This is a genomic window from Alcanivorax hongdengensis A-11-3 (genome assembly GCF_000300995.1).
In the GTDB taxonomy this organism is placed as follows: Bacteria; Pseudomonadota; Gammaproteobacteria; order Pseudomonadales; family Alcanivoracaceae; genus Alcanivorax; species Alcanivorax hongdengensis.
Genome location: NZ_AMRJ01000006.1, coordinates 99,559 through 122,866, shown reverse-complemented (window position 1 = coordinate 122,866; position 23,308 = coordinate 99,559). Strand labels below are relative to the sequence as shown.

Genomic DNA, 23,308 nt, shown 5'->3' with positions numbered 1-23,308 from the left:
ATCCGGTCATTGCCTTCCCATACACGGTGTTTACCATCGTAGATCACTGTCATCCCAAGTGACCTATGGAGAACACCATGAACGCCGCTACGCCCTCGCCCCGCAAGGAAGAAAGCGCCCAGCAGCGCTGGGACCGCATTCCGGTACTGAAAACCGGTGACGACTACCTGGCCAGCCTGCGCGGCCGGGGAACGCGCCTGTTCCTGTTTGGCGAACTGATCGATGAGCCGGCGGATCACCCGATCATCAAGCCCAGTATCAATGCCCTGCGGGCCAGCTATGACCTGGCCATTGATGACCCGGAGCTGGCCACCGCCTGGTCGCCGCTGATCAATGACCGGGTCAACCGCTTCCTGCATATTGTCGAGTCACCGGATGATCTGGTCATGAAAAACCGCATGCAACGCCGCATGGGCCAGATCACTGGCACCTGCTTCCAGCGCTGCACGGGCCTGGACACCATCAGTGTGCTGCACTCGATCACCTACGAAATCGATGAAAAGCACGGCACCCACTATCACCAGCGCTATCTGGACTTTCTCAAGGAAGCCCAGCGCAAGAACATCCTGATCGCCGCCGGCATGACCGACCCCAAGGGCGACCGCAGCAAGCGCCCCGCCGAACAGAGCGACCCTGACATGTTCATGCGCGTCACCCGTCGCACCGACAAGGGCATCTACGTGAAAGGCGTAAAAGCGCACATGACCGGCGGCTGGAATCAGCACTGGATTTGCGTGATGCCGACCATGAACCTGACCGAGGCAGACCGTGACTACGCGGTGGTCGGCATGATCCCCGGCGACGCCGAGGGCATTACCTACATCTACGGGCGCCAGAGCTGCGACACCCGCGCCATGGAGGGCGGCGAGATTGATCAGGGCAACGCCCAGTACGGCGGCCAGGAGGTGCTGGTCTACTTCGATGACGTCTTTATTCCCCACGAGCATGTACTGATGGATGGCGAGTACGAATTCGCCCAGGACATGGTCGCCCGCTTTACCGCCTACCATCGGGCCAGTTACGTTTGCAAAACCGGCCTGGGCGATGTTCTGGTGGGCGCGGCGGCCTCCATCGCCGAATACAACGGCCTGGAAAAAGTCAGCCATATCCGCGACAAGCTGGTGGAAATGGTGCATCTGAACGAGACCATCTACTCCTCCGGCATCGCCAGCTCCCATGAAGCGAAAAAGATGCCCAGCGGCATCTACATGAACGACGCCATGCTCTCCAATGTCTGCAAGCACAACGTCACCCGCTTCCCCTACGAGATCTCGCGTCTGGCCCAGGATCTGGCCGGTGGCATCATGGTCACCATGCCCAGCGAGCAGGACCTGGAAAACGAAGAGGCCGGAGAGATCATCCGCCGCTTCCTCAAGGGGCGGGAAGACATTCCCACCGAAGACCGCATGCGCATCCTGCGGCTGATCGAGAACATGACCCTGGGGCGCAATGCGGTGGGCTACCTGACCGAGTCCATGCACGGCGCAGGCAGTCCCCAGGCCCAGCGTATCCAGATCCTGCGCGGCATGGAGGTGGACAAGAAGAAATGGCACGCCCGCAAACTGGCCGGTATCAGGCAGGAGGCCTGATTGCTGCTTGCCTGTACCGGGCGTCCTGCTAAACTAGCGCCGCCTCGTTAGTCAGGCAGGCCGGGATAGCTCAGTCGGTAGAGCAACTGATTCGTAATCAGTAGGTCCGCGGTTCGATTCCGCGTTCCGGCACCATTTTGAACCCACAAAAAAGCCGCGCCCCTCCGGGTGCGGCTTTTTTGTGGGCAAACCATGGGCGTAATGATTAACCGCCGAACGCCTTCTGCCAGCCCACCGTGAAGGTGTAGTCGGTCTCCAGTTGCGGGCCATGCAGGGATTGATGCACCGGTGCCAGATATTCGATGGCCAGGCGGTGGCCCTTGAGGCTGCCCTGCTTGCCCAGCAAATTGACGCCCACACCGATATCCAGCCGCTGGCCACCGCGGGCGTCCGGGTTGGCCGCCGGGTTCATCATCGGCGAAATGGTCAGGTCCTCGGCGTCACCATCGATGTTGGACCACCAGCTCTTGTAGGCGGCCAGTGACAGCGATGCCCAGGGGCTGACCGGCCTGGCCGCCCACACACTGACGCGCTGGCGATCACCCAATTTATAGCCCTGATCGTTGTCATCCAGCGCGTAACTGGCCAGCACCTGGGCACCCCAGCTCCAGGCGGCATACTGTTTGTTGAGCGTCAGGCCCGGGCGGGCTTCGTAACTGCCGGAGCCCGGTTGCATGGGATAAGGCAGCTGCACGTCCTTGCCCTGCATGGGCACGAAGTCTTCTTCGTCGATGGACCCGGTAGGTAGACCCAGCCCCAGATTCAGGTGCAAACGGTACCCGTTGTTTTCCCACAGCTTGTACAACGCCGTGACACTGGCATCGCCCAGCCCGGCGGTTTCGGTATCAAACTCGCCCTGGTTGGTACCCATCATCATGGTCATCTGGGTTTTGGTGGTCATCTCCCGGGTGGCATAGGGCAGCATGGCCATCAGGGTCAGGTTGTCGGTGGGCGCATACATGGCACCCAGCATGTGCATGTCCATGGTCATTTCGTAGGGCAACGCCTTCATGGTGCCCATTCCCATGCTCATGCCCGGGATGCGATCAAACGCTTCCTGGGTGGACAGATGATCGCTACCGGAGCGATTGCCACTCATGGCCATGCCCATGTAGCGGTAGGACAGCATCCACTCGCCCTTGCCATGGGTATGGTCCCCCATCACGGAAATCGGTGCATGGCTGTCCGGGCGGCCACCATCGTAATGGGCCAGCGCCGGGCCACTAACGGCCAGCAAGACGCTGGCGGAAACAATCGGCTTCAACATGGTCAGTTCCCCTGTGCCTGAATTGGCGCCAAGGGTAGTCGCCGTGCGGGAAAAACCAAGGTGGCAAATTGCCACAGTGGTCAGCCGACGCTCCTCTGTTGCTTGCGGTATTGCCCGGGCGCGCAGCCCTGCCAGCGTTTGAAGGCATGGTAGAAATTGGCGGTATCGGAAAACCCCAGATACTGGGCCAGGGAAGACATGTCGCACTGGGCCTGCTGCAGGGCATCGCAGGCATGCTGGTGGCGAACCCGGTCACGCAATCGGGCAAAACTGGTGCCCTCTTCCTGCAATCGCCGTTGCAGGGTACGCGGAGTCATGGCCAGACGGGCAGCCAGCACATCGATAGTGGGCGGCTCGCCGCCCAGCAGATTGGCCAATTGTTCCATCACCCGACCACTGATGCCGGCGGCGCGGTTCAAACCGTCGCGCATCTGCTCGGCGGCCTGCTGCAGTCGCTGATGGTACTTGGGATAGGCGCCCGGCAGGGGTAGCGAGAGCAGCGAGGTATCGAATTCGATGGCGTTTTCCGACTGATCGAAAAGCAGGTCACAGGCGAAGAAGCGCTGATACTCACTGAGCAGCGGCGTGGGCGGGCTCGAATGGACAAACCCTACGGCTCGCACCGGCATTTCACCGCCCAGTAATGAGCGGCCGATGGAAACCATGGTCGCTACGATCAGCTCATTGTGGGTACGGGTAGCCAGAAAGCGCAGGGCTGGCTCCTGGCTGGTCACCGCCAGTCGCGCCCGGCCCCCATTGTGTGTCAGGCTGAAGCGCAGATAGGGAACCAGCAGGTCCTTGTAGCAGAACAGCACCGCCAGCCCCTGCTCCAGTGTCGCGGCCGTGGCCATCAGGTTGCCGAGCAGGTCCAGGTTGCCATAGTGATTGTCCGCGCCCACATGCAGACCGAACAGGGCATCATCGCTTTGTGTGAAGGCGGTAAACAGCAATTCATCCAGTTGCTCAAGCCGGATGAAACGGTCGCTGCGACCGACAATATCCGCATCGATGCCGGCCCGGTCAAATAGCCACTGGGCGTTGACCTTGCTGCGCAGCGACACTTCCATCAGGCCGGGCAATATGGAGGCGGGTAACAGAGTCGTGGACATGGTTTCCCTCACAATGACTCGAAACTAGGCAAAGCCATTTCGCAGGTCAACCGGGTAAAAACAATTGGCCCCATTGGCCAGCATCAAAGCTGGAGCTTGCCGGTGACACTGAGTAACCTACGGGGCGCCCGGCAACCAGACTATCAGGACGGAACATGCTGAAACGTTATCTGGTCGATGAAGTGACCGACACCCGCGCCTCTCGCAAACAGGCGTTCCGGATGTTTGCCGATATTCGCAGCTGGCAGGACTGGTGCTCCGTGGTGCGCCACGCGCGCCTGCTTAATGGCGACTGGCGAAGCGGCTCGCTGCTACTGTTCGTGGCCGACCTGCCCGGCCTGCCGCCGGCCCCGGTGGTGGTCAAGGTGCAGGAATTCCGGGAAAACGAGCGCATTACCTGGGGGCTGAAACTGCCCCTGGGCAGCATCACGCATCGTTTCACCTTTATCGACGATGGTGAAGGCGGTTGCCGGGTCCATCAGGAAGAGTGGACCGAGGGGCTGCTTACCCTGCTCTCGTGGCCAGCGGGTCGCCTGATTCACCGTTTCGATACCCGCTTTGCCGCCGAATACGCGGCGCTGTTCTAAACCGCCACGGGCGGTTCATGCATACAATCACATAAGGTCTGTCCATGACGCATCGACTGTTTCTTGGCTATTGCCGCGCGGTACTTGCCCACCCCGTTGTCTGGCTGGTGCTGCTGGCCCTGTTGTGTGCCGGCGCCGCCTGGCAGGCCCGGGATTTCCATATCGATGCATCGGCAGACTCGCTGGTGCTGGAGAACGACAAGGCGCTGGAGTACTACCGCGATATTGCCAAGAAATACGGCGGCAGCGATTTCATCATCATCACCTATACGCCCAAGGAGGGTCCGCTGTTCAGCCGGCCGGTACTCGGCCATCTGCATGAGCTGCAGGATGCCCTGCGCCACGTGGATCGGGTTCAATCCGTGACCAGCATGCTGGATGTGCCGCTGCTGTTCAGCCCCAAGGTGGAATTCCAGGACCTGGCCAACAGTTACCGTACCCTCAACGACAGGGATGTGGACCTGTCACTGGCGAAAAAGGAATTCCTGGGCGCGAATCCGCTCTACAAGGATCTGCTGGTCAGCGCCGACGGCAACACCACCGCCCTGCTGGTCACCTTCAAGCGAGACCAGCACTACTACGACCTGCTCTACAAGCGTAACGACCTGAACGAACAACAAAGCAAGGGCAAGCTCAACGATGCCCAGCAACGGGAGCTGGAGACCGTACGCCGCCAGTTCAGCGAGTACAGCACTCAGGTGCAGAAGCGCACCGCCGGCGAAATTGATCAGGTGCGCCACATCATGGATCAGCACCGTGACCAGGCGAAGCTGTTCCTGGGCGGCGTGCCGATGATCGCCACCGACCTGGTGCGCTTTATCCGCGCCGACCTGAAGACCTTTGGCGTGGGCGTGCTGATCTTTCTGATCCTGACCCTGTTCCTGATCTTCCGGCGCCCCCGCTGGGTGGTAGTGCCACTGGTGTGCTGCGCGATTACGGTGCTGCTGGTCACCGGCTGGCTGGGCCTGGTGGACTGGAAGGTCAGTGTCATCAGCAGCAACTACATTTCCCTGCTGCTGATCATCACCATGTCCATCGTCATTCACCTGACGGTGCGCTTTCGTGAACTGCACGAGGAAAATCCCCAGGCTAGCCAGGGCTGGCTGATCCGGGAAACCACCGCCCACATGATGCGGCCCAGCATTTACATGATTCTAACCACCATGGTCGGCTTTGGTTCGCTGGTGCTCAGTGGCATCCGCCCGGTGATCGACTTCGGCTGGATGATGACCATCGGCCTGGGAGTGGCGCTGGTAGTGTGCTTCCTGGCCTTCCCCGCTCTGCTGGCCTTTCTGCCCGCCGGCACGCCGCGTCAGGGACGCGACTTTACCCGTCGATTCACGCTTGGCTTTGCCGGCTTCACCGAGCGTCATCGACCCTTGCTGCTGACCATGGCCCTGATCGTTGTCGGCCTGTCCCTGTGGGGTGTTTCCCGCCTGACCGTGGAAAACCGCTTTATCGACTATTTCCAGAAGGACACGGAAATCTATCAGGGTATGGTGCAGATTGACCGCAAGCTGGGTGGCACCACCCCGCTGGATATTGTCATCGATGCCCCCAAAACGGCGCCGCAAAGCGCGCCGGCCAGCCCTGCCGACACACAAGCGGACGACAGCGGTGATGACGATTTTGGTGAGCCCGCAACAAGCGACCCCTTTGCCGACACTGGCAATGACTCCGGCAGTGATGATCCTTTTGCTGGCGATGCTGGCGCCGACCCGTTTGCCAGTGGTGGTGGCGGCAGTGCCGATCCTTTTGCCCCGGCGGCCAAGGCCAACCCCCTGAAGAATGCCTACTGGTTTACGCCCGCGCGGCTGGCGCAGCTGGTGAAGATACAGAACTACCTGGAATCCCTGCCGGAAACCGGCAAGGTGCTGTCCATCGCCACCACCTACGAGGTCGCCGAAAAACTCAACAATGGTCCTCTCAGCTACGTACAGCTGATGCTGCTGGCCAGCTTTATTCCCGATGATCTGCGCAGCCGGCTGGTCAGCCCCTATCTGTCCGAGGACGGCAATCAGGTGCGTATCAGTGTTCGGGTGATTGATTCGGACAAGAACCTCAACCGCAACGCGCTGATCGGCAAGATCCGTCATGACCTGCAGAACAATTTTGGCCTGCAACCGGAGCAGGTACACCTGACCGGCGCCATGGTGCTCTATAACAATATGCTGCAGAGCCTGTTCGACTCCCAGATCAAGACGCTGGGTGTGGTGTTCTTCGCGATTCTGATCATGTTGCTGTTGCTGTTCCGCAGCCTGCCGGTGGCCCTGATCAGCATGGTGCCCAGTCTCATCAGTGCGGGCCTGGTACTGGGTCTGATGGGACTGATCGGCCTGCCGCTGGATCTGATGACCATTACCATCACCGCCATCACCATCGGCATCGCAGTGGATGACACCATTCATTATATCCACCGCTTCCACGAGGAACTGCCCCGGGACAATGATTACGTGGCGACCATGAAGCGTTGCCATGGCTCCATCGGCAAGGCCATGTACTACACCTCACTGACCATCATTGCCGGCTTCTCGATCCTGGCGTTCTCCAACTTCAATCCGACGGTCTATTTTGGTCTGCTCACGGGGCTGGCCATGCTGGTGGCCCTGCTCAGCAACCTGACACTGCTGCCAGCCCTGCTGATCACGGTAAAACCCAAACTCAAGGCCGGTTGAGACCGACCGCAAAAGCGGTCCGGGCCGCGAGGCCGGGACCGCCACACTCGGGTTGACCACTGCCCAAATGGACAGTATATTGAATGTCCGGGTAGCCCCAGGCCAGTACTACGACCCCCGCCGGCCTGAACGATCTCCGTCGCCCCAGGGATGGGGCACGGGCTCCCGGACCTTATCTTTGTTGTCTTCCCATAAAAAACCGCGCCAAAGCGCGGTTTCTTTTTATTTGTCGTCAGCGGTTAGCTAACCGGAGATCAGCGCCTCGGGACATTCGTCGGCCAGCAGATTGCGGGCCAGTCGATAACGATCCCTGGCCCGGCTGGCCGACACCTGCGCCACGCTCAGCTGCTGTAGCACCCAGGTTCCCCAGGCGCGGCTAAAGTGGCTTTCAATGGTCACATCTCCGCGCAGCATGTCCGCCTGCAGCGCCTTGACCACCAGAGAGTCGCGACGCTGTTCGATTTCATAGCCCTGGTTGGGATAGGCCACTTCCAGGCAGGAAAGAAACCCGGTCAGACTCAGGGAGGAAGGTTGCCCCAGCGTGTAGGCCATGGGCAGATCCGGCACGCCCCGTAATAGCTCATTGATGGTGGCGGCTCGAAGCCGTTCACGGTGGTGGCGACGGGCTTGTTCGCTGACCGTGTCAGAAGCCTCTGCCCGTTCATTTTTGCCGCTTTTGACCGCAGGCTGGCGCAGGGTCTGACGGCGGGCCTGCAAACGGGCCCGTTCGGCCTGTTGTGCCCGCCCATGTGCCTGAACCTGGCGCCAGGCCTGCTCCACGGCCCGAGTGAGCTGAAGCGCCTCTTGCCTGGCCCGGGCCTGCTCGATACGTCGCCGGCAATCCGGCAGCCATTGCTGTTGCAACAGGGTCACCGTGATCCTGCGCCCATTCTGGTGTGCTTCGGCCAGGGCCAGGCACGGCCCGGTCATGGCGCCCAGCCGATCAATGGCCGGGTAGCTGAGGCCGGAGACCGAATCGGGCACCGACTGACGGGCCTGTAGAAAAGACGGCAGAAAAGATGACGTGGCACAACCGGCCAGCAGAACCGGTGCCGCCGCCAGCAGGCAGCGGACCAGATAACGGAAAAGCGGTGCGGACCTGTACGGCATCACATCATCAGGTCTGGGAGGCCTGGCGGCCTCCCTTTTGCGACATCAAGCGGATTTTTCGGCGATTTTCTGTTTCCAGATCACCGGGCCGGTCTTGTGCACGGACTCGCCCTGGGAATCCACCGCCACGGTCACCGGCATGTCTTCCACCTCGAACTCGTAGATGGCTTCCATACCCAGGTCCTCGAAAGCGGCGACACGGGATTTGCGGATGGCCTTGGACACCAGGTAGGCAGCACCGCCCACGGCCATCAGGTAGACCGCCTTGTTGTCCTTGATCGCCTCAATGGCGGTATCGCCACGCTCGGCCTTGCCAACCATACCGATCAGGCCGGTTTCTTCCAGCATGGTGCGGGTGAACTTGTCCATGCGGGTGGCAGTGGTGGGGCCTGCCGGGCCGACTACTTCGTCGCCCACCGGGTCCACCGGGCCCACGTAGTAGATAAAGCGGTTGGTGAAGTCCACTGGCAGTTTTTCGCCCCTGGAAATCATGTCCACCATACGCTTGTGGGCCGCATCACGGCCGGTCAGCAGCTTGCCGGACAACAGCAGGGTGTCGCCGGGTTGCCAGGTCTGCACTTCTTCCGGCGTGACGGTATCCAGGTTGACGCGCTTGGCGCCCTCGTCGTTACCCCAGGCGATCTTGGGCCACTCTTCCAGATCCGGTGCTTTCAGGTCCGCCGGGCCGCTGCCATCCAGGGTGAAGTGGGCGTGGCGGGTCGCGGCGCAGTTGGGGATGATGGCCACCGGCTTGTTGGCCGCGTGGGTGGGATAATCGGCCACTTTCACGTCCAGTACCGTGGTCAGGCCACCGAGGCCCTGGGCACCGATGCCCAGGGCGTTGACCTTCTCGAACAGCTCCAGGCGCAGTTCCTCGGCACGGGTTTGCGGGCCGCGGGCCTGCAGTTCGTGGATGTCGATAGGGTCCATCAGGGACTCTTTCGCCAGGATCATGGCCTTCTCGGCGGTGCCACCGATGCCGATGCCCAGCATGCCCGGCGGGCACCAGCCGGCGCCCATCTTCGGCACCTGCTCCAGCACCCAGTCGACGATGGAGTCGGACGGGTTGAGCATGGCGAACTTGGACTTGGCTTCGGAACCGCCGCCCTTGGCCGCCACGTCGATTTCCAGCTTGTCGCCGGGCACGATGGAGTAGTTGATCACCGCCGGGGTGTTGTCCTTGGTATTGGCACGCTTGCCGTCCGGGTCCGCCAGCACCGAGGCGCGCAGCACGTTGTCCGGGTGGTTGTAGGCCCGACGCACGCCTTCGTTGATCATGTCGTCCAAGGACATATCACCTTCAAAAGTGACGTTCATGCCCACCTTGGCGAACACGGTGACAATACCGGTGTCCTGGCAGATCGGCCGGTGCCCCATGGCGGACATGCGGGAGTTCACCAGAATCTGCGCCATGGCGTCCTTGGCGGCCTTGCTCTCTTCCTTCTCGTAGGCTTCGGTGACGGCACGGATGAAGTCCACCGGATGGTAGTAAGAGATGTACTGCAAGGCATCGGCCACGCTCTGAATCAGGTCATCCTGGCGAATCACCGTCATGGGAGAACTCCTGCTGGGATATATTGGGGGCGCGTAGTATACCCCACACTGGAAAGCGGGTTAAAACCCGCTTTTGATCAGGGGGCTGACAGCCCGTGTCAGCATTCGCAATGGGTGGCCTTGAGCAAATGCAGCAGATGGGCATTGACCGCATCCGGATGCTCCAGATGCAGGAAATGCCCGGCATCTTCGATCTCATGTACCGCCACGCCAGCGCTGAAGTCGCTCTCCACCACGGTGTTGGCCAGCAACTTCGGGCTCATGCAGCCATCGCGACTGCCCACCAGAATCTGGGTGGGCGTGGCGATATCCCGGGATAGCCAGGCACGGGCCTTCTGGTGTTCCTTGCGCCAGACCTTGAACAGCGCCCGATACCAGGCCAGTGCCGCGCTGATGACGCCGGGTTGCGACAGGGTATCGCGGGCGTTGTCCAGGTAGAGGCCGGGCTCCCAGTCCGGCGACCAGCGCCGCCACAGCGCTTCCACCCCGGCCATGTTGCCCCGCTTGAGCCAGGCCTCCGGTGCCAGTGGCAACTGGAAAAACTGCATGTAGCCACTGAGCAGAATCTGCTCGGGGACTTTCAGCAGCGCCTGGGGCAGACGCCGTAGCGGCGGAATCGCCAGGGCACTGAACGAACAGAAGGTATCCGGCGACTGGGCACAGGCCAGATACCCCACGGCAGCGCCCCAGTCATGGCCAATCAGGTGCACGCGCCCGCCCAGCTGGGCGGCAAACACCATCAGATCATCCACCGCGGCGTACAGGGAATAGTCCCCATTGCCCGGCTGACAGCCGGGGGCATAGCCGCGCAGCGCTGGCGCGATGGCGGTATAGCCGGCACTGGCCAGGGCATTGACCTGTACCGCCCAGTTTTCGTAGGTATCCGGGAACCCGTGCAGCAATATCACCGGATCGCCGGTGCCGGCCATCAGAGCCGGAAAGCGCAGATCACCATTGACCAGTTCCACCTGCTTCATGCCGTCACCTCAAATCGATTACACCGTGGCTGCGGGCAGTCCTCGGCCAGCACCTGGCTGACCTGGGCGGCCGGTGGCCCCTGCCAGCATGCCTCCAGCATGGCGTCCACGTCGGCTTGCGGGCCCTGCAACAGCGCTTCCACATCGCCATTGACGCAATTGCGTACCCAGCCGACCAGGCCATGCTGGCGCGCCTGTTGCTGGGTCCAGGCCCGGTATCCGACGCCCTGCACCCGCCCCTGGATACGCACCTTACGGCTCAGAATTGTCATGCTTGCCTCCTGCTTGGTGTTGCGCAGCGGGGCGCCCATCATCCGGGCAGGAAAACAGCGCGTCCAGTGAAATATCCAGTTCCGCCATCATCCCCTCGCGGGCCGCATCCAGGCGCTGCTTGCCGTGGACTTCCCAGCCGGCATCGTCATTCTGGCTGCGCATGCGCAACTGGCTGTGGGCCGGCCAGGGCATCATGGCCGTCAACTGGCCCAGGGTGAGGTTTTGCAGATTGCGACCCAACAGGTAGCCGCCCTCATCGGTGCGGCGAATGATGCCGGATTTTTGCAGAATGTTGCGCAATTCATCCCAGTGGGCCACACCCCGGTGTCGCATTTCCCGGCGCAGGTCACGACTACGCAGGGTTTTGCCTGACTGCTGGCACTGCCAGAACAGCTCCAGCAAACGCAACATGGATTGCATCTTCGGAATCTGCCGACGGTGCTCCTGAAAAATCACCAGCGCGCGAACCAGTTCCGCCCCTCCCAGAACGATGATCCAGGATAAATGAATCCACAGCAGGAATATCGGCACCGCCGCAAAGGCACCATAGACCACCTGGTAGTTGGGCGCGTGTTTGATGAACTGGGCAAAGGCCGCCTTGGCCAGCTCAAACAACAGCGCCGCACAGGCCGCACCCAGCACCCCCTGACGCCAGGGCACCGAGGTATTGGGCACCACGGTGTAAAGCAGTGTCAGCAAAAAGGTGGTGAACACAAACGGCAAAATACTCAACCACAGACGCACGCCCCCCAGGTAACTGACCGTGTCGTTAAAAATGGCCTGGGAGGTCAGGAAGGAACTGATCGCCAGACCGGCGCCAAGACACAGGGGCCCCAGCGACAATACCGCCCAGTACATCATCAGGCTGGTGAGCCCCTTGCGTGGCTCCTGAACTTTCCAGATACGGTTGAGGCTTTGCTCGATGGTGCGCAGCATCAGTACTGCGGTCACCACCAGAAAAAGAATACCGATGCCGGTGAGGTTGGTGGCCTGTTGTGAAAACGAACGCAATTGTTCCAGCACTTCGCTACCCGCCGAGGGCACGAAATAGTCAAACGCCCAACGTTGAATACTGCTGCCCTTTTCCTTCAGAGCAGGAATCGCCGACAGCAGCGTAAAGCTCACTGTCATCACCGGCACAATGGCAAACAGGGTCGTATAAGTCAGTGCCGCCGCACTCTGGCGGCAACCATCCTCCACGAATTGCTGGCGCAGCAATTTCGCAAACGCCGCTATCGACGCCAGTCTTGCCCGTACCGGAATCACAGGATCCTGATTTTCCATAGTCCATCCATGCGGTTGCCTTGCCACCGGCTTTACGCCGCTTACAATGGCTCAATTCGTTTCAAGGATATGCAAACCGATGGCTGACTACACTATCTATCACAATCCGCGTTGTTCCAAATCCCGCCAGACGCTGGCACTGCTGGAGGAAAACGGCATTGAACCCACCGTGGTGCGCTACCTGGACGACACCCCGGATGCCGCCACCCTGGCCAGCCTGATCAAGAAACTGGGGCTGGACCGCGCCCATGATCTGCTGCGCCACAAGGAAGCGGATTACAAGGATGCCGGCCTCAGCCCGCAAAGCAGTGACAAGGCCGTGATCGAGGCCATGGTGTCACACCCGAAACTGATCGAGCGCCCCATCGTGGTCCATGGCGACCGTGCGGTGCTGGGGCGGCCTCCGGAAAACGTGCTCAACCTGCTGGATTAAGCCATGAGCGATGTCATCCTGGTGCTTTACTACAGCCGTAACGGCAGTGTTGCCAATCTGGCCCGGCAGATTGCCCATGGCGTGGAAAGCGAGGGGCTGGAAGCCCGACTGCGGACAGTGGCGCCCGTGTCCGCCGACCATCAAGCCACCGGCCCAGCGGTACCCGACAGCGGCGCACCCTATGCCACCCTGGATGACCTGCGCGAGTGCGCCGGGCTGGCACTGGGCTCCCCCACCCGCTTTGGCAACATGGCCGCGCCGCTGAAATATTTTCTCGATCAGACCAGCGAACTGTGGATGTCCGGTGAGCTGATCGGCAAACCCGCCGGTGTCTTCACCGCCACCGGCAGCCTCCACGGTGGCCAGGAAAGCACGCTGCTGTCCATGATGACGCCGCTACTGCACCACGGCATGCTGATTACCGGGGTGCCCTACAGTGAAGACGCGCTGTTGCAAACCCAAAGCGGCGGTACCCCCTACGGCGCCTCCCATGTTTCCGGCAGCCGGGCGGATGCCACCCTGACCGACGATGAGATCCATATTGCCCGGGCGTTGGGTAAACGGCTGGCGGCCACCGCCAGGGCCCTCAAGGGGGCACGATGATCCTCTGGCTGATGCGTCTGAGCTACCTGCTGCTTCTGGTCATTGGCGTATCCGGCCTTTTTATCCTGGCTCCGCCACAGACGCCATGGATGGCGACGCTGATCATGGCCGGGCTGCTCTACATGCCCCTGCTGCTGATGGCACCGGCTTGCGGCAAAGGCGATCCGCGTCTGGCCACCTGGCTGTGTTTTCTGCTGCTGATCTATTTCTGCGGCTTTTCCATCCAGTTGCTGGACCCGGCGCCGGTGCGTACGCTCGCCATCGCCAAGACCAGTCTTACCGTCATGCTGTTTGTCACCGCAGCACTGCAGATACGCAAGGAACGCCATGCTGATTGACGACCGTCTGGAGGTGGAAACACCTGAAGGCGCCCTGCTTTCCCTGTCCCTGGCCGGGCCGGTACCCCGCGCCCTGGCCTACAGTATCGACCTGCTTATACGCCTGGTCATCTATGCCGTGCTCGGCATCATGCTGGCGGTGCTGGGCAAGTTCGGCATGGGGCTGGCGGCCATTCTGGCGTTTTTCCTGGAGTGGTTTTATCCCACCCTGTTCGAGGCCCTGCGCAACGGCCAGACTCCGGGCAAGAAAGCCATGCGCCTGGCGGTCATCCATGCCAACGGCAGCCCCCTGAGTTTCAATGGCAGCCTGATCCGCAACCTGCTTCGCACTGCGGATGCTTTCCCCATGTTCTATCTGCTCGGCTTTATCGCCACGCTGATCAGCCCCCGCCAGCAACGATTGGGCGACATGGCCGCCAACACCCTGGTCATTCATGTCCCGGAACACGGCCAGAGCCTGACCCGCAGTGACGGCGAGCGCCAACCGCCGGACTGGTCGGTAAGCCGTGACGATCAGCTGACCCTGCTGGCTTTCCGGGAAAGGGGCAACCAGTTTTCGCCATTACGCCGACAGGAACTGGCGCAACTGGCTTACCCGGAACTGCCCCCGGAACAGGCAGAATCCACCCTGGCATCCGTCACCCGCTTTCTGGTCACCGGGGATACCCGCGGCACGGATGACAACGCTACCGTGACACCCAATCAGCCGGCGGGGCAGGCATGAAGCAGGCACAGTTCGAACAGCGCTACCGGCCCCACTGGCAGGCCCTGGAAGCCCAGCTTGATCAGCTGGAGTCACTGCACGTCAGCAAACGCAAGCGTCTGCCGCTGGACGACTTTCTGGCCGGCTATCGCGGCCTGTGCCACCAGCTGGCGCTGAGCGGCGAACGGGGCTATAGCCTGGAATTGCAGGATTATCTGAACGACCTGGTGATGCGAGCCCATCGCCAGCTGTACCGCTATAACCCGCCGTTCCTCAGCCGCCTGGCGGCCTTTTTCTCACGGGATTTCCCCCGTGCGGTACGCCGCCTGTGGCGCTGGCACCTGGTCAGCATGCTGTGCTTCGCGTTGTCGCTGGGGTTTGTCTGGGCCCTCGTACAGAACAACCCGGACATGATCTACACCATGATGGGGGATCAGGCGATTACGCAGATCGAGGACATGTACCTGCCCGATCGCACCGCGGACCGGCACCGTGACAGCGGTGATGATGTGATGATGTTCGGCCACTATATCCGCAACAATATCGGCATCGGCTTCAGCACCTTTTCCGGCGGCCTGCTGCTGGGCATCGGTGCGCTGTTCGTGGAAGTGTTCAATGGTGCTTTCTTTGGCGCTATCGCCGCCCACCTGATCAACGCCGGCGCCGCCAAACCCTTCTTCACCTTTGTCATTGCTCATGGCGCGCCGGAACTCACCGCCATCATGCTGGCCGGCGGCGCCGGGCTTCGCCTGGGCTGGTCGATACTGGCTCCCGGGGCGTTGTCGAGAATGGATGCCCTGCGCCAGGCGGCCAGTGACGCCCTGCCGATCATGTATGGCGTATTCAGCCTGTTACTGCTGGCCGCCTTTATCGAAGCGTTCTGGTCGCCCCGGCAACTGGACGCCAGCATAAAATACAGTGTCGGTGCCGCCTGCTGGGCACTGCTTTATCTTTATCTGTTTTTTGGGGGACGCACACGTGGAGCTGGAGAAAGCTAACGCCCGGCTGGCACCGCGTGGCCCCTGGCAGGCGGTGGATCTGGGTACCCGTCTTTACCGTCACTGGGCCGGCCCGGTGACCTTGATCTGGCTGGCCATGACCGCCCTGCCCTTCGCCGCCCTGCTGGGCGTGTCGGTGCAGACCGAAAGCCTCTGGCCGATCTTGCTGTTCTGGTGGCTCAAACCCCTGTGGGAGCGCCCGGTGCTGGCGTTCTACAGCCATGCACTGTTCAACGAGACCCTGGCCATGGGCGCCATTTTTCGCCGCCTGCCGAGCTACGCTCGCAACGGCCTGATCGGCCAGCTGACCTGGCGGCGCCTGAGCCCCTGGCGCAGCTTCAATAACAATGTCTGGCAGCTGGAAGGCGCCCGTGGCGATCAGGCCAACCAGCGCATGCGTGTGCTGGCCAGCGGCCAGCCCAATCGCGCTGCCATGCTGACCCTGATTGTGCTGCACCTGGAACAGTTCATGACCCTGGGGCTGCTGGCCCTGCTCTATATGCTCATTCCCTGGCAGTTCGATCTGGAATTGAGCAGCTGGTTTTTCGAACAGGGTAGTCTGCAAATCGTGATCAGCTGCCTGTGCTGGTATCTGGTGATGGTGGTCACCGAGCCGCTCTATGTGGCCTGCGGGTTTGCCCTGTATCTCAACAAGCGAACCTGGCTGGAGGGCTGGGACCTGCAGCTGGGGCTCACCCGTATCGGTCGGCGCCGGGGCATGCTGGCCATCGCCCTGCTGTTATTGCTGCCCGTCCTCAACCCGCAACCGGCCCGGGCCGACGACCAGCCGGCGCGCCAACAGGCCATTGAGGTCCTGGCGGGCAAGGATTTCATGCCCATGGAAGAGGCCCATGAACGCCGCTGGAAAGACCAGAGTGACAGTGAATCGGACTGGATGCGCGCGCTCTGGAAATGGTTGATGGAACACAAGCCGGAAGAGAAGAACCATGACCCCATGTCGCTGCCCGATGGCCTGATACGCACTCTCGCCTGGCTGCTGTTCATTGCCGTGGCCCTGTGGCTGATCATTCGCATTCTGCGCTATCTGGATCAGGGCGGCACCACAGCCGGCCGCAAGGGCGAAAGCGCGCCGCCAACCCATGTGGCCGGGCTGGATATCCGCCAGCAAAGTCTGCCTGACAACCTGACGGCGGCCATCAACCAGGCCCTGCAGGCCAACGACATTCGCACCGCCCTGTCATTGCTGCTGCGCGCGGTCCTGGCCGACCTGCTGCCCCGTTATCCGGTACGCGTGCACCGGGGCACGACCGAACAACAGTGCCTGCGGGCCCTGCGCCAGCAGCATGGTGAGCAACCCCTGTTCGCCTATCTGGCACGGCTGGTGGACGCCTGGGTACGCACTGCCTGGGCCCATCGCCCGGTGGAGGCGAGCCAGGTGCGCGAATTGCTGGATCACTGGCAGCAATTGCATCGCGGGGAGCACGCCCATGCGTAAACTTCCCTGGATACTGGCGATCCTGGCCATCGCACTGGGCATTGGCTACTACAGTCTCACCGAACCGGTCAGTTACATGCGCTCGGTGCCGGTGGACAGCCATATCCGCAACAACCCCTTCGCCGCCGCCCAGCAGTTTCTGGAACGCCAGGGGCAAACAAGCCGTCGTATCCTCAGTGGCGCCAGCCTGTTTCCGCTGCCGGATACCAACGTCACCCTGGTGATCGACAAGCAACGCGGGGAACTGTCCAAAGACCAGGTGGCACAGTTGCTCGACTGGGTCCACGCCGGCGGCGAGATGATTGTCGCAGCCCGCCCCCTGCCGGACAGCGTGGACGAAAAGACCGTCACCGATGAGCAGCTGGCCGACAATGATCCCTTGCTCTATCCGCTTGGCATTACCATCTGGTCCACCCAGGAAACGGATCAGGACAGCGAGGGTGACGACAAGAAGGAAGAAGAGCTCGACAAGCTGATCAACAATTACGACTTCATTACCCAGGGCGTGGTGGCCTTCTGCCTGAGTGGCGATGTGACCGATGCCATCGGCTTCTGTGAAAAGAAACTCTGTGAGGCGCCGCCGCAACCCGAACCACTGGTTCTGCATGGTGACAAGGAAAGCCGCGAGCGGCGCATCCAGCTCTACAGTGACCATGAACTCTGGCATGACAGCTGGAATGACACTGATGATGAGGCACAAACGCCCACGGACAACGATCCACGCTGGCCGGTGAGCGTCATCGCCTATGCCGATAATGAGCAGGGCTCACAACTGATCCAGCTGCAACTGGGCGACGGCCTTGTGACCGTGCTGACCGATCTCAGTCTCTGGGATAACCAGCATCTGCTTTATTTCGACCATGCCTGGCTGCTCAACTGGCTGACCGGCGGCAACCAGGTCTGGTTTGTCCGCTCGGTGATGATGCCACCGCTGCCACAATGGCTGTGGCTACAGGCACCCGCCCTGATTTCGGCGCTGATGGTACTGCTGGCACTGTGGCTGTGGCGGCGCAGCCGTCGTACCGGTCCGCGCATTCAGTGGCGTCATCAACAGCAGCGCGATTACCTGGAGCATCTTCATGCCAGCGGCTATTTTCTCTGGCGCAACAGCCAGTACCGTAGCCTGCTGGCGCCCCTGCGCGAGCAGGCCGAGCAACATCTCAAACGACTGGACACCCGCCGTGAACGGGCACTGGCGCAGGTCGCCAGGCGCCTGGATACCAGCACCGAACAGCTGGAACAGGCGCTAACCGCCCAACCGGACAACCGCGAGCACTTTACCCGCCAGGTGGAGTGGCTACAGAAAATCAGGAGCGATGCATGACTCACCCCCAGACCCTGGCCGAGGCCACCGAGCTGGCCCACCGCATAGAACAACAACTCAACCGGGTGCTGATTGGCCAGCAGCAGGTCGTGCGTGAGGTACTGATTGCGCTGATCACCGGCGGCCACGTCCTGGTGGAAGGGGTGCCCGGTTTGGGCAAGACCCTGCTGGTACGAAGCCTGGGCCGGGTGCTGGACCTGGACTTCAACCGCATCCAGTTCACCCCGGACCTGATGCCCACCGATGTCACCGGCCATGCCATGTACGACCCCAAGAGCGAACAGTTCCGGATTCGGCGCGGGCCGGCCTTTACCCAGTTATTACTGGCCGACGAAATCAACCGGGCCCCGGCCAAGACCCAGGCCGCCCTGCTGGAGGTCATGCAGGAAAGACAGATCACCATCGAGGGCAAGGCTTTTACCCTCAGTGAACCTTTCATGGTACTGGCCACCCAGAACCCGCTGGACCAGGAAGGCACCTATCCTCTTCCGGAAGCGGAGCTGGACCGTTTCCTATTCAAGGTGCTGATTGACTACCCGGGCCATGATGACGAAACCACCCTGGTCAACATGGTGCTGGACGGCACCATTGCCGCCAGCCTGGATGTGGACAGCCTGACCGCGGTGGCCGATGCCGATGCCATTGCCGCGCTCAAGACGCTCAGCGCCACCGTATTACTGGACCCGGAAGTGCTCGACTATGCCCTGCGCCTGGTGCGCACCACCCGTGACTTCCCCGGTATCATCCACGGCGCCAGCCCCCGTGCCAGTATTGCCCTGGCCCGGGCCGCCCGCGCCCAGGCCCTGTTCGAAGGCCGCGACTTTGTCACACCGGATGACATCCAGCAGGTGGCCCGCCCGGTACTGCGCCATCGTATTCAGCTCAGCGCCGATGCGGAAATCGAGGGTCAGACACCGGAATCTGCCCTGGAGCGCCTGCTGGCGCAGGTGGAAGCGCCGAAACAATGAAGCCGGCGGTGACTCTGCTCTGGCTGGTAGCCGCCTGGGCGCTGCTGGCCACACCACTGCCCTGGTTGTCGCCGCTGTGGAGCCAGCTATGGCTGGCCGTCGGCGGCCTTGCCCTGGTGGTCAGCCTGCTGGATCTGCGCCAGGCCCGGCGACGCCCCACACCGCAGGCCGAGCGCCTGTTGCCGGATGCCCTGTCCGTCCAGCAAAGCCACACGGTCAGGATCCAGGTTGCCCCGCGAGGCCTGCCGCGGCGTTTTGTGCTCGCGGATCATCATCCGGACGACGACGACCGCACCGGACTGCCGGTCACCCTGAATGCTGCCGGTGGCGGTCGCATCACCGAGGTCACCTATCCCTACCGGCCCGCCCGGCGTGGACCGGTGGCTTTCGGTGACCTGGAATTCTGGCTGCCCTCGCCACTGACATTGTGGCAGGTTCGCAAGGTCTGCCCGGCGGAGCGTACTGTCCCGGTTTACCCGGATTTTTCACGCATCAGCCGCGCCGACATGGATATCAATCATGCCTTCCAGCTCACCGGCAATCGCATGCGCCCGCGCCGTGGGGAAGGCATGGAATTTCACCAGCTACGCGAATACCGGCCCGGCGACAGCCTGCGCCAGATCGACTGGAAGGCCACCGCCCGACGGCGCCAGCTGATCAGCCGGGAATATCAGGACGAGCAGAATCAGCAGGTGTTGGTAATGCTGGACGGCGGGCGCCGCATGGCCATGCCGGTGGGCGAGATGACCGGTTTCGACCACGGACTCAATGCCGCCCTGCTGCTGGCCTGGACGGCACTGAAACAGAAGGACAAGGCCGGCGCCATGCTGTTTTCCGGTGACAGCAGCCGCTGGCTGCCGCCGGTGCAGGGACAGCAGGGGCTCAACCAGTTGCTCAATGGTCTTTATGACCTGCATCCCAGCCGTCATGCCAGTGACTTCAATCTGGCCGCCCGCCAGTTGCTGGGCCGCTGGCGCCGCCGGGCACTGGTGGTACTGGTCACCCGCCTGCAGCAGGAAGACGAGGATGACCTGGTCACTGCCGTCTCCCTGCTGCGACGCCACCATCTGGTCCTGATCGCCGACATGCTGCTGCCGGAACAGGTGCATCTGGCCCATCAGCCGGTGGCGGATTTTGATCAGGCCCTGACGCTGGCCGCCGACGCCCGCGAGCAACTTCAGCGCCAGCAGTTGCACACCCGCCTGCGCCATGCCGGCGCCCTGGTAACGGCCAGCGTGCCTCAACAACTGCCGGCACGGCTGAGTAATCTCTATCTGATGCTCAAACGCAGCGGCAGACTCTAGGGCCCCCGCTGCAACCTGCCACCCGTTCACCCCCTGTCAACGGCTGGACGAGCACGCTTGTGTCAATGTGCTATGCTGATTCGGCACGAAAACCTCAGACCAGACGTGACTTCCAGGGATAAAGGAGCAACGCATGACTGAGCACGAGCAAACCTTTGGCGTCAACAGCGACAAGGTCAAGATCAATCCTCCGGTGTTTTATTCCGCCGTGGCCATCATCGCTGCACTGGTGCTGTTCTCCGCCATCTTCGGCGACACCGCCGAGCGCTTCTTCTCCTACCTGCAGACACAGGTGATTCAGGAAGCCAGTTGGTTCTATATTCTCACCGTGGCCATCATCCTGACGCTGGTGGTCTTTCTCGGCCTCAGCCGCTACGGCGAAATCAAGCTGGGGCCGGACCATTCGGAACCGGATTACAGTTACACCTCCTGGTTCGCCATGCTGTTTTCCGCCGGCATGGGCATCGGCCTGATGTTTTTCGGTGTGGCCGAACCGGTCACCCACTTCACCAGCCCGCCCATGGCCGACCCCGGCACCATCGACGCCGCCCGTGAAGCCATGAAGGCCACCTTCTTTCACTGGGGGCTGCATGCCTGGGCGATCTACGCCATCGTCGGCCTGATACTGGGCTACTTCAGCTTTCGCCACGGCCTGCCCCTGACCCTGCGTTCGGCACTCTATCCGCTGATCGGCAAGCGCATCTACGGCCCCATTGGCCATGCGGTGGACGTGTTTGCGGTGGTCGGCACGGTCTTCGGGGTGGCCACCTCGCTGGGATACGGGGTTCAGCAGGTCAACGCCGGGCTTAATTACCTGTTCGGCATTCCCGTCAATGAATATGTGCAGGTCGGGCTGATTGTCGGCATTACCTCGCTGGCCACCATCTCGGTGGTCACCGGCCTGGACGCCGGCATCCGTCGCCTGTCGGAGCTGAACCTGGGCCTCGCCTTTCTGCTACTGGTGTTCATCCTGGCACTGGGTCCCACCGTGTTCCTGCTAAAGGCCTATGTACAAAACCTGGGTGCCTACCTGTCTGACCTGGTCAGCATGACCTTCAACCTCTACGCCTATGAACCCAAAACCGGCTCCGGTCCCCAGGCCTGGATTGGCGGCTGGACCCTGCTCTACTGGGGCTGGTGGTTGTCCTGGTCACCGTTTGTGGGCCTTTTCATTGCGCGCATTTCCCGCGGCCGCACCATTCGCGAATTCACCATGGGCGTGATGCTGGTCCCCGCCGGCTTTACCCTGTTCTGGATGACAGTGTTCGGCGATTCCGCCATCAAGATGATCATGGACAATTCCTTTGCCCAGCTGGGCCAGATTGTCAGCGACGACAAGTCCGTGGCGCTGTTCCGTTTCCTGGAGCAGTTCCCCTGGTCCGGCTTTGTTTCCGGCGTGGCCACCCTGATGGTGGTGGTGTTCTTCGTGACCTCCTCGGATTCCGGCTCCATGGTGGTGGACATGCTGGCATCCGGCGGCCATGACGACACGCCGGTATGGCAACGCATTTTCTGGGCCAGCACGGAGGGCATCGTGGCCATGGCGCTGATGCTGGCCGGCGGTCTGGGGGCATTGCAGTCGGCCACCATTGCCTCGGCCCTGCCCTTTGCGATTGTGCTGATGGTGGCCTGCTTCGGCCTGTTACGCTCCTTGCGGGTGGAACAGATACGTCAGCAGAGTTTCCGCACCGCCGTGGCGCCGCCGCCCACCATCCATGTGGGGCACAATCGCCCCGCCGGCGGTGGCTGGAAGGCGCGCCTGAAGACCATGGTGCATTTCCCGATCCGTGCCCGTGTGCTGGAGTTTCTGGAAACCACTGCCAAGCCGGCGCTGGAAGCCGTGGCCGAAGAGCTCAAGAGCCATGGCCTGGACGTGACCGTCAGCCATGAAGACGACCGCAGCTATCTGGATGTCAGCCATGACAAGGAAATTGATTTCCGTTATGGCGTAAGAGTGCGCGGCTACACCCGGCCGTCCATTACCATCCGCCAGCTGGATCACGCCAAGAAACATGCGGACAAGGACACCTACTACCGGGCCGAGGTCTTCCTCAGCGAAGGGGGCCAGGATTATGACCTGATGGGGTACACCAAAGATCAGGTGATTGCCGACGTACTGGACCAGTACGAGAAACACATGCACTTCCTGCACATGCTTCGTTAAGCTCAGAGGCGCTCACAGCGGGTTCTGGAATATCTCATCCAGGGCCCGCTTTAGCGTTATGTCACGGCGGCCATAATGCGCTGCCAGTGCCTGACACCAGCGCCGGGGACGCTCGGCAAGCCCACCATCAAGTGATGCCTTCGCCCGCTGATAAACGGCCAGGGCAAAGCCCTGCTCATCGCCACCATCACCGCTGAGATTATCCAGCGAGACCCGGAAACCATGGCCACAGGCCGCACAGAACAGGGCCTCCAGCGCCTGGGGGTAGACCTCGACCCGCGCAAACTCCGCTTGCTGGGCCGCATCCCGCCCATCCGGGGCATACCAGTAGCCATAGTCCTCCAACTGACGCCGGCGGGCACCGGCCACGCACCAGTGGGCGATCTCGTGCAGGGCACTGCGGAAGTAATCATGGCTGTAGACGATACGATGGGGCGAACCCGGCCGGTATAGCGGCTCCGCCGCTCCGCCTTCCAGTACCGTGTCATGGGATTGAAAAAAAGTGGCCCGAAACAGGGCTTCCAGGTCCCGACTTCGGTACACGCCGGGAGGGCTTTGCGGTATGGTAGCCGCCTTTACCGCGCTTGCCGCT

21 protein-coding genes and 1 tRNA gene are annotated in these 23,308 nt (G+C 61.8%); 14 read left to right on the top strand and 8 right to left on the bottom strand.

Annotated elements, in window-relative coordinates:
* Window positions 1-77 precede the first annotated feature (77 nt).
* Both A11A3_RS06220 and A11A3_RS06215 read left to right on the top strand, forming a co-directional pair.
* A complete protein-coding gene (locus A11A3_RS06220) occupies window positions 78-1,589 on the top strand; it encodes a 4-hydroxyphenylacetate 3-hydroxylase family protein (RefSeq protein ID WP_008928424.1) in 1,512 nt (503 codons plus the stop codon).
* A 59-nt stretch (window positions 1,590-1,648) separates the two neighbouring features.
* A tRNA-Thr gene (locus tag A11A3_RS06215) sits at window positions 1,649-1,724 on the top strand.
* A gap of 70 nt (window positions 1,725-1,794) precedes the next feature.
* Here the strand turns inward: A11A3_RS06215 and A11A3_RS06210 are convergent.
* Both A11A3_RS06210 and A11A3_RS06205 read right to left on the bottom strand, forming a co-directional pair.
* Window positions 1,795-2,856, bottom strand: coding sequence for a transporter (locus A11A3_RS06210; protein WP_008928423.1), 1,062 nt, complete (start codon window positions 2,854-2,856; stop codon window positions 1,795-1,797).
* An 80-nt stretch (window positions 2,857-2,936) separates the two neighbouring features.
* Window positions 2,937-3,965 (bottom strand): AraC family transcriptional regulator, encoded by a 1,029-nt coding sequence (locus A11A3_RS06205; protein WP_008928422.1) that lies wholly within the window; start codon window positions 3,963-3,965, stop codon window positions 2,937-2,939.
* A 155-nt stretch (window positions 3,966-4,120) separates the two neighbouring features.
* Here A11A3_RS06205 and A11A3_RS06200 point away from each other — a divergent pair, with 155 nt between their 5' ends.
* The gene (locus tag A11A3_RS06200; protein WP_008928421.1) at window positions 4,121-4,552 is read left to right on the top strand and encodes an SRPBCC family protein; all 432 of its coding nucleotides are present in this window, start codon (window positions 4,121-4,123) and stop codon (window positions 4,550-4,552) included.
* 44 nt (window positions 4,553-4,596) lie between these two features.
* Window positions 4,597-7,227 carry an efflux RND transporter permease subunit gene (locus A11A3_RS06195; RefSeq protein WP_008928420.1) on the top strand — a complete coding sequence of 877 codons (2,631 nt, stop codon included), beginning with the start codon at window positions 4,597-4,599 and terminating at the stop codon, window positions 7,225-7,227.
* 243 nt (window positions 7,228-7,470) lie between these two features.
* Here the strand turns inward: A11A3_RS06195 and A11A3_RS06190 are convergent, their stop codons facing one another.
* The 5 genes from A11A3_RS06190 to A11A3_RS06170 form a co-directional block, all read right to left on the bottom strand.
* Window positions 7,471-8,337, bottom strand: coding sequence for a hypothetical protein (locus A11A3_RS06190; RefSeq protein ID WP_008928419.1), 867 nt, complete (start codon window positions 8,335-8,337; stop codon window positions 7,471-7,473).
* Between the two features lie 45 nt (window positions 8,338-8,382).
* Window positions 8,383-9,891 (bottom strand): fumarate hydratase, encoded by a 1,509-nt coding sequence (locus A11A3_RS06185; RefSeq protein ID WP_008928418.1) that lies wholly within the window; start codon window positions 9,889-9,891, stop codon window positions 8,383-8,385.
* A gap of 98 nt (window positions 9,892-9,989) precedes the next feature.
* On the bottom strand, window positions 9,990-10,868 hold the full coding sequence (locus A11A3_RS06180; protein ID WP_008928417.1) for an alpha/beta fold hydrolase: 879 nt from the start codon (window positions 10,866-10,868) through the stop codon (window positions 9,990-9,992).
* Window positions 10,865-11,140, bottom strand: a complete 276-nt coding sequence (locus tag A11A3_RS06175) for an acylphosphatase (protein WP_008928416.1) — start codon at window positions 11,138-11,140, stop codon at window positions 10,865-10,867. Before A11A3_RS06175 ends, A11A3_RS06180 begins: the two co-directional genes overlap by 4 nt.
* The gene (locus A11A3_RS06170; protein ID WP_051011756.1) at window positions 11,121-12,425 is read right to left on the bottom strand and encodes a YihY family inner membrane protein; all 1,305 of its coding nucleotides are present in this window, start codon (window positions 12,423-12,425) and stop codon (window positions 11,121-11,123) included. The genes A11A3_RS06175 and A11A3_RS06170 overlap by 20 nt, the downstream gene beginning before the upstream one ends.
* A 79-nt stretch (window positions 12,426-12,504) precedes the next feature.
* Between A11A3_RS06170 and arsC the strand changes: the two genes are divergently transcribed.
* From arsC to betT, 10 genes are all read left to right on the top strand, one after another.
* Entirely contained in the window at window positions 12,505-12,858 is a 354-nt protein-coding gene (arsC, locus tag A11A3_RS06165; RefSeq protein ID WP_008928414.1) for an arsenate reductase (glutaredoxin), read from the top strand.
* A gap of 3 nt (window positions 12,859-12,861) precedes the next feature.
* Window positions 12,862-13,461, top strand: coding sequence for an NAD(P)H:quinone oxidoreductase (wrbA, locus tag A11A3_RS06160; protein ID WP_008928413.1), 600 nt, complete (start codon window positions 12,862-12,864; stop codon window positions 13,459-13,461).
* Window positions 13,458-13,799, top strand: a complete 342-nt coding sequence (locus A11A3_RS06155; RefSeq protein WP_008928412.1) for a DUF2069 domain-containing protein — start codon at window positions 13,458-13,460, stop codon at window positions 13,797-13,799. Before wrbA ends, A11A3_RS06155 begins: the two co-directional genes overlap by 4 nt.
* On the top strand, window positions 13,789-14,523 hold the full coding sequence (locus A11A3_RS06150; RefSeq protein WP_008928411.1) for an RDD family protein: 735 nt from the start codon (window positions 13,789-13,791) through the stop codon (window positions 14,521-14,523). The genes A11A3_RS06155 and A11A3_RS06150 overlap by 11 nt, the downstream gene beginning before the upstream one ends.
* The gene (locus A11A3_RS06145; protein WP_008928410.1) at window positions 14,520-15,500 is read left to right on the top strand and encodes a stage II sporulation protein M; all 981 of its coding nucleotides are present in this window, start codon (window positions 14,520-14,522) and stop codon (window positions 15,498-15,500) included. The genes A11A3_RS06150 and A11A3_RS06145 overlap by 4 nt, the downstream gene beginning before the upstream one ends.
* On the top strand, window positions 15,481-16,956 hold the full coding sequence (locus A11A3_RS06140; RefSeq protein ID WP_008928409.1) for a DUF4129 domain-containing protein: 1,476 nt from the start codon (window positions 15,481-15,483) through the stop codon (window positions 16,954-16,956). Before A11A3_RS06145 ends, A11A3_RS06140 begins: the two co-directional genes overlap by 20 nt.
* Window positions 16,949-18,280, top strand: a complete 1,332-nt coding sequence (locus A11A3_RS06135; protein ID WP_008928408.1) for a DUF4350 domain-containing protein — start codon at window positions 16,949-16,951, stop codon at window positions 18,278-18,280. Before A11A3_RS06140 ends, A11A3_RS06135 begins: the two co-directional genes overlap by 8 nt.
* On the top strand, window positions 18,277-19,248 hold the full coding sequence (locus A11A3_RS06130) for an AAA family ATPase (RefSeq protein ID WP_008928407.1): 972 nt from the start codon (window positions 18,277-18,279) through the stop codon (window positions 19,246-19,248). Before A11A3_RS06135 ends, A11A3_RS06130 begins: the two co-directional genes overlap by 4 nt.
* Window positions 19,245-20,552 carry a DUF58 domain-containing protein gene (locus A11A3_RS06125; RefSeq protein WP_008928406.1) on the top strand — a complete coding sequence of 436 codons (1,308 nt, stop codon included), beginning with the start codon at window positions 19,245-19,247 and terminating at the stop codon, window positions 20,550-20,552. The genes A11A3_RS06130 and A11A3_RS06125 overlap by 4 nt, the downstream gene beginning before the upstream one ends.
* 133 nt (window positions 20,553-20,685) lie before the next feature.
* A complete protein-coding gene (betT, locus tag A11A3_RS06120; protein ID WP_008928405.1) occupies window positions 20,686-22,716 on the top strand; it encodes a choline BCCT transporter BetT in 2,031 nt (676 codons plus the stop codon).
* 12 nt (window positions 22,717-22,728) lie between these two features.
* On the opposite strand, the gene A11A3_RS06115 is transcribed toward betT, so the two are convergent.
* Window positions 22,729-23,259 (bottom strand): elongation factor P hydroxylase, encoded by a 531-nt coding sequence (locus tag A11A3_RS06115; RefSeq protein ID WP_008928404.1) that lies wholly within the window; start codon window positions 23,257-23,259, stop codon window positions 22,729-22,731.
* Window positions 23,260-23,308 lie beyond the last annotated feature (49 nt).

Coding starts and splice junctions, on each gene's coding strand:
- A11A3_RS06220 (WP_008928424.1), top strand. CDS start 78: ATGAACGCCGCTACGCCCTCGCCCCGCAAGGAAGAAAGCGCCCAGCAG.
- A11A3_RS06210 (WP_008928423.1), bottom strand. CDS start 2,856: ATGTTGAAGCCGATTGTTTCCGCCAGCGTCTTGCTGGCCGTTAGTGGC.
- A11A3_RS06205 (WP_008928422.1), bottom strand. CDS start 3,965: ATGTCCACGACTCTGTTACCCGCCTCCATATTGCCCGGCCTGATGGAA.
- A11A3_RS06200 (WP_008928421.1), top strand. CDS start 4,121: ATGCTGAAACGTTATCTGGTCGATGAAGTGACCGACACCCGCGCCTCT.
- A11A3_RS06195 (WP_008928420.1), top strand. CDS start 4,597: ATGACGCATCGACTGTTTCTTGGCTATTGCCGCGCGGTACTTGCCCAC.
- A11A3_RS06190 (WP_008928419.1), bottom strand. CDS start 8,337: ATGCCGTACAGGTCCGCACCGCTTTTCCGTTATCTGGTCCGCTGCCTG.
- A11A3_RS06185 (WP_008928418.1), bottom strand. CDS start 9,891: ATGACGGTGATTCGCCAGGATGACCTGATTCAGAGCGTGGCCGATGCC.
- A11A3_RS06180 (WP_008928417.1), bottom strand. CDS start 10,868: ATGAAGCAGGTGGAACTGGTCAATGGTGATCTGCGCTTTCCGGCTCTG.
- A11A3_RS06175 (WP_008928416.1), bottom strand. CDS start 11,140: ATGACAATTCTGAGCCGTAAGGTGCGTATCCAGGGGCGGGTGCAGGGC.
- A11A3_RS06170 (WP_051011756.1), bottom strand. CDS start 12,425: ATGGAAAATCAGGATCCTGTGATTCCGGTACGGGCAAGACTGGCGTCG.
- arsC (WP_008928414.1), top strand. CDS start 12,505: ATGGCTGACTACACTATCTATCACAATCCGCGTTGTTCCAAATCCCGC.
- wrbA (WP_008928413.1), top strand. CDS start 12,862: ATGAGCGATGTCATCCTGGTGCTTTACTACAGCCGTAACGGCAGTGTT.
- A11A3_RS06155 (WP_008928412.1), top strand. CDS start 13,458: ATGATCCTCTGGCTGATGCGTCTGAGCTACCTGCTGCTTCTGGTCATT.
- A11A3_RS06150 (WP_008928411.1), top strand. CDS start 13,789: ATGCTGATTGACGACCGTCTGGAGGTGGAAACACCTGAAGGCGCCCTG.
- A11A3_RS06145 (WP_008928410.1), top strand. CDS start 14,520: ATGAAGCAGGCACAGTTCGAACAGCGCTACCGGCCCCACTGGCAGGCC.
- A11A3_RS06135 (WP_008928408.1), top strand. CDS start 16,949: ATGCGTAAACTTCCCTGGATACTGGCGATCCTGGCCATCGCACTGGGC.
- A11A3_RS06130 (WP_008928407.1), top strand. CDS start 18,277: ATGACTCACCCCCAGACCCTGGCCGAGGCCACCGAGCTGGCCCACCGC.
- A11A3_RS06125 (WP_008928406.1), top strand. CDS start 19,245: ATGAAGCCGGCGGTGACTCTGCTCTGGCTGGTAGCCGCCTGGGCGCTG.
- betT (WP_008928405.1), top strand. CDS start 20,686: ATGACTGAGCACGAGCAAACCTTTGGCGTCAACAGCGACAAGGTCAAG.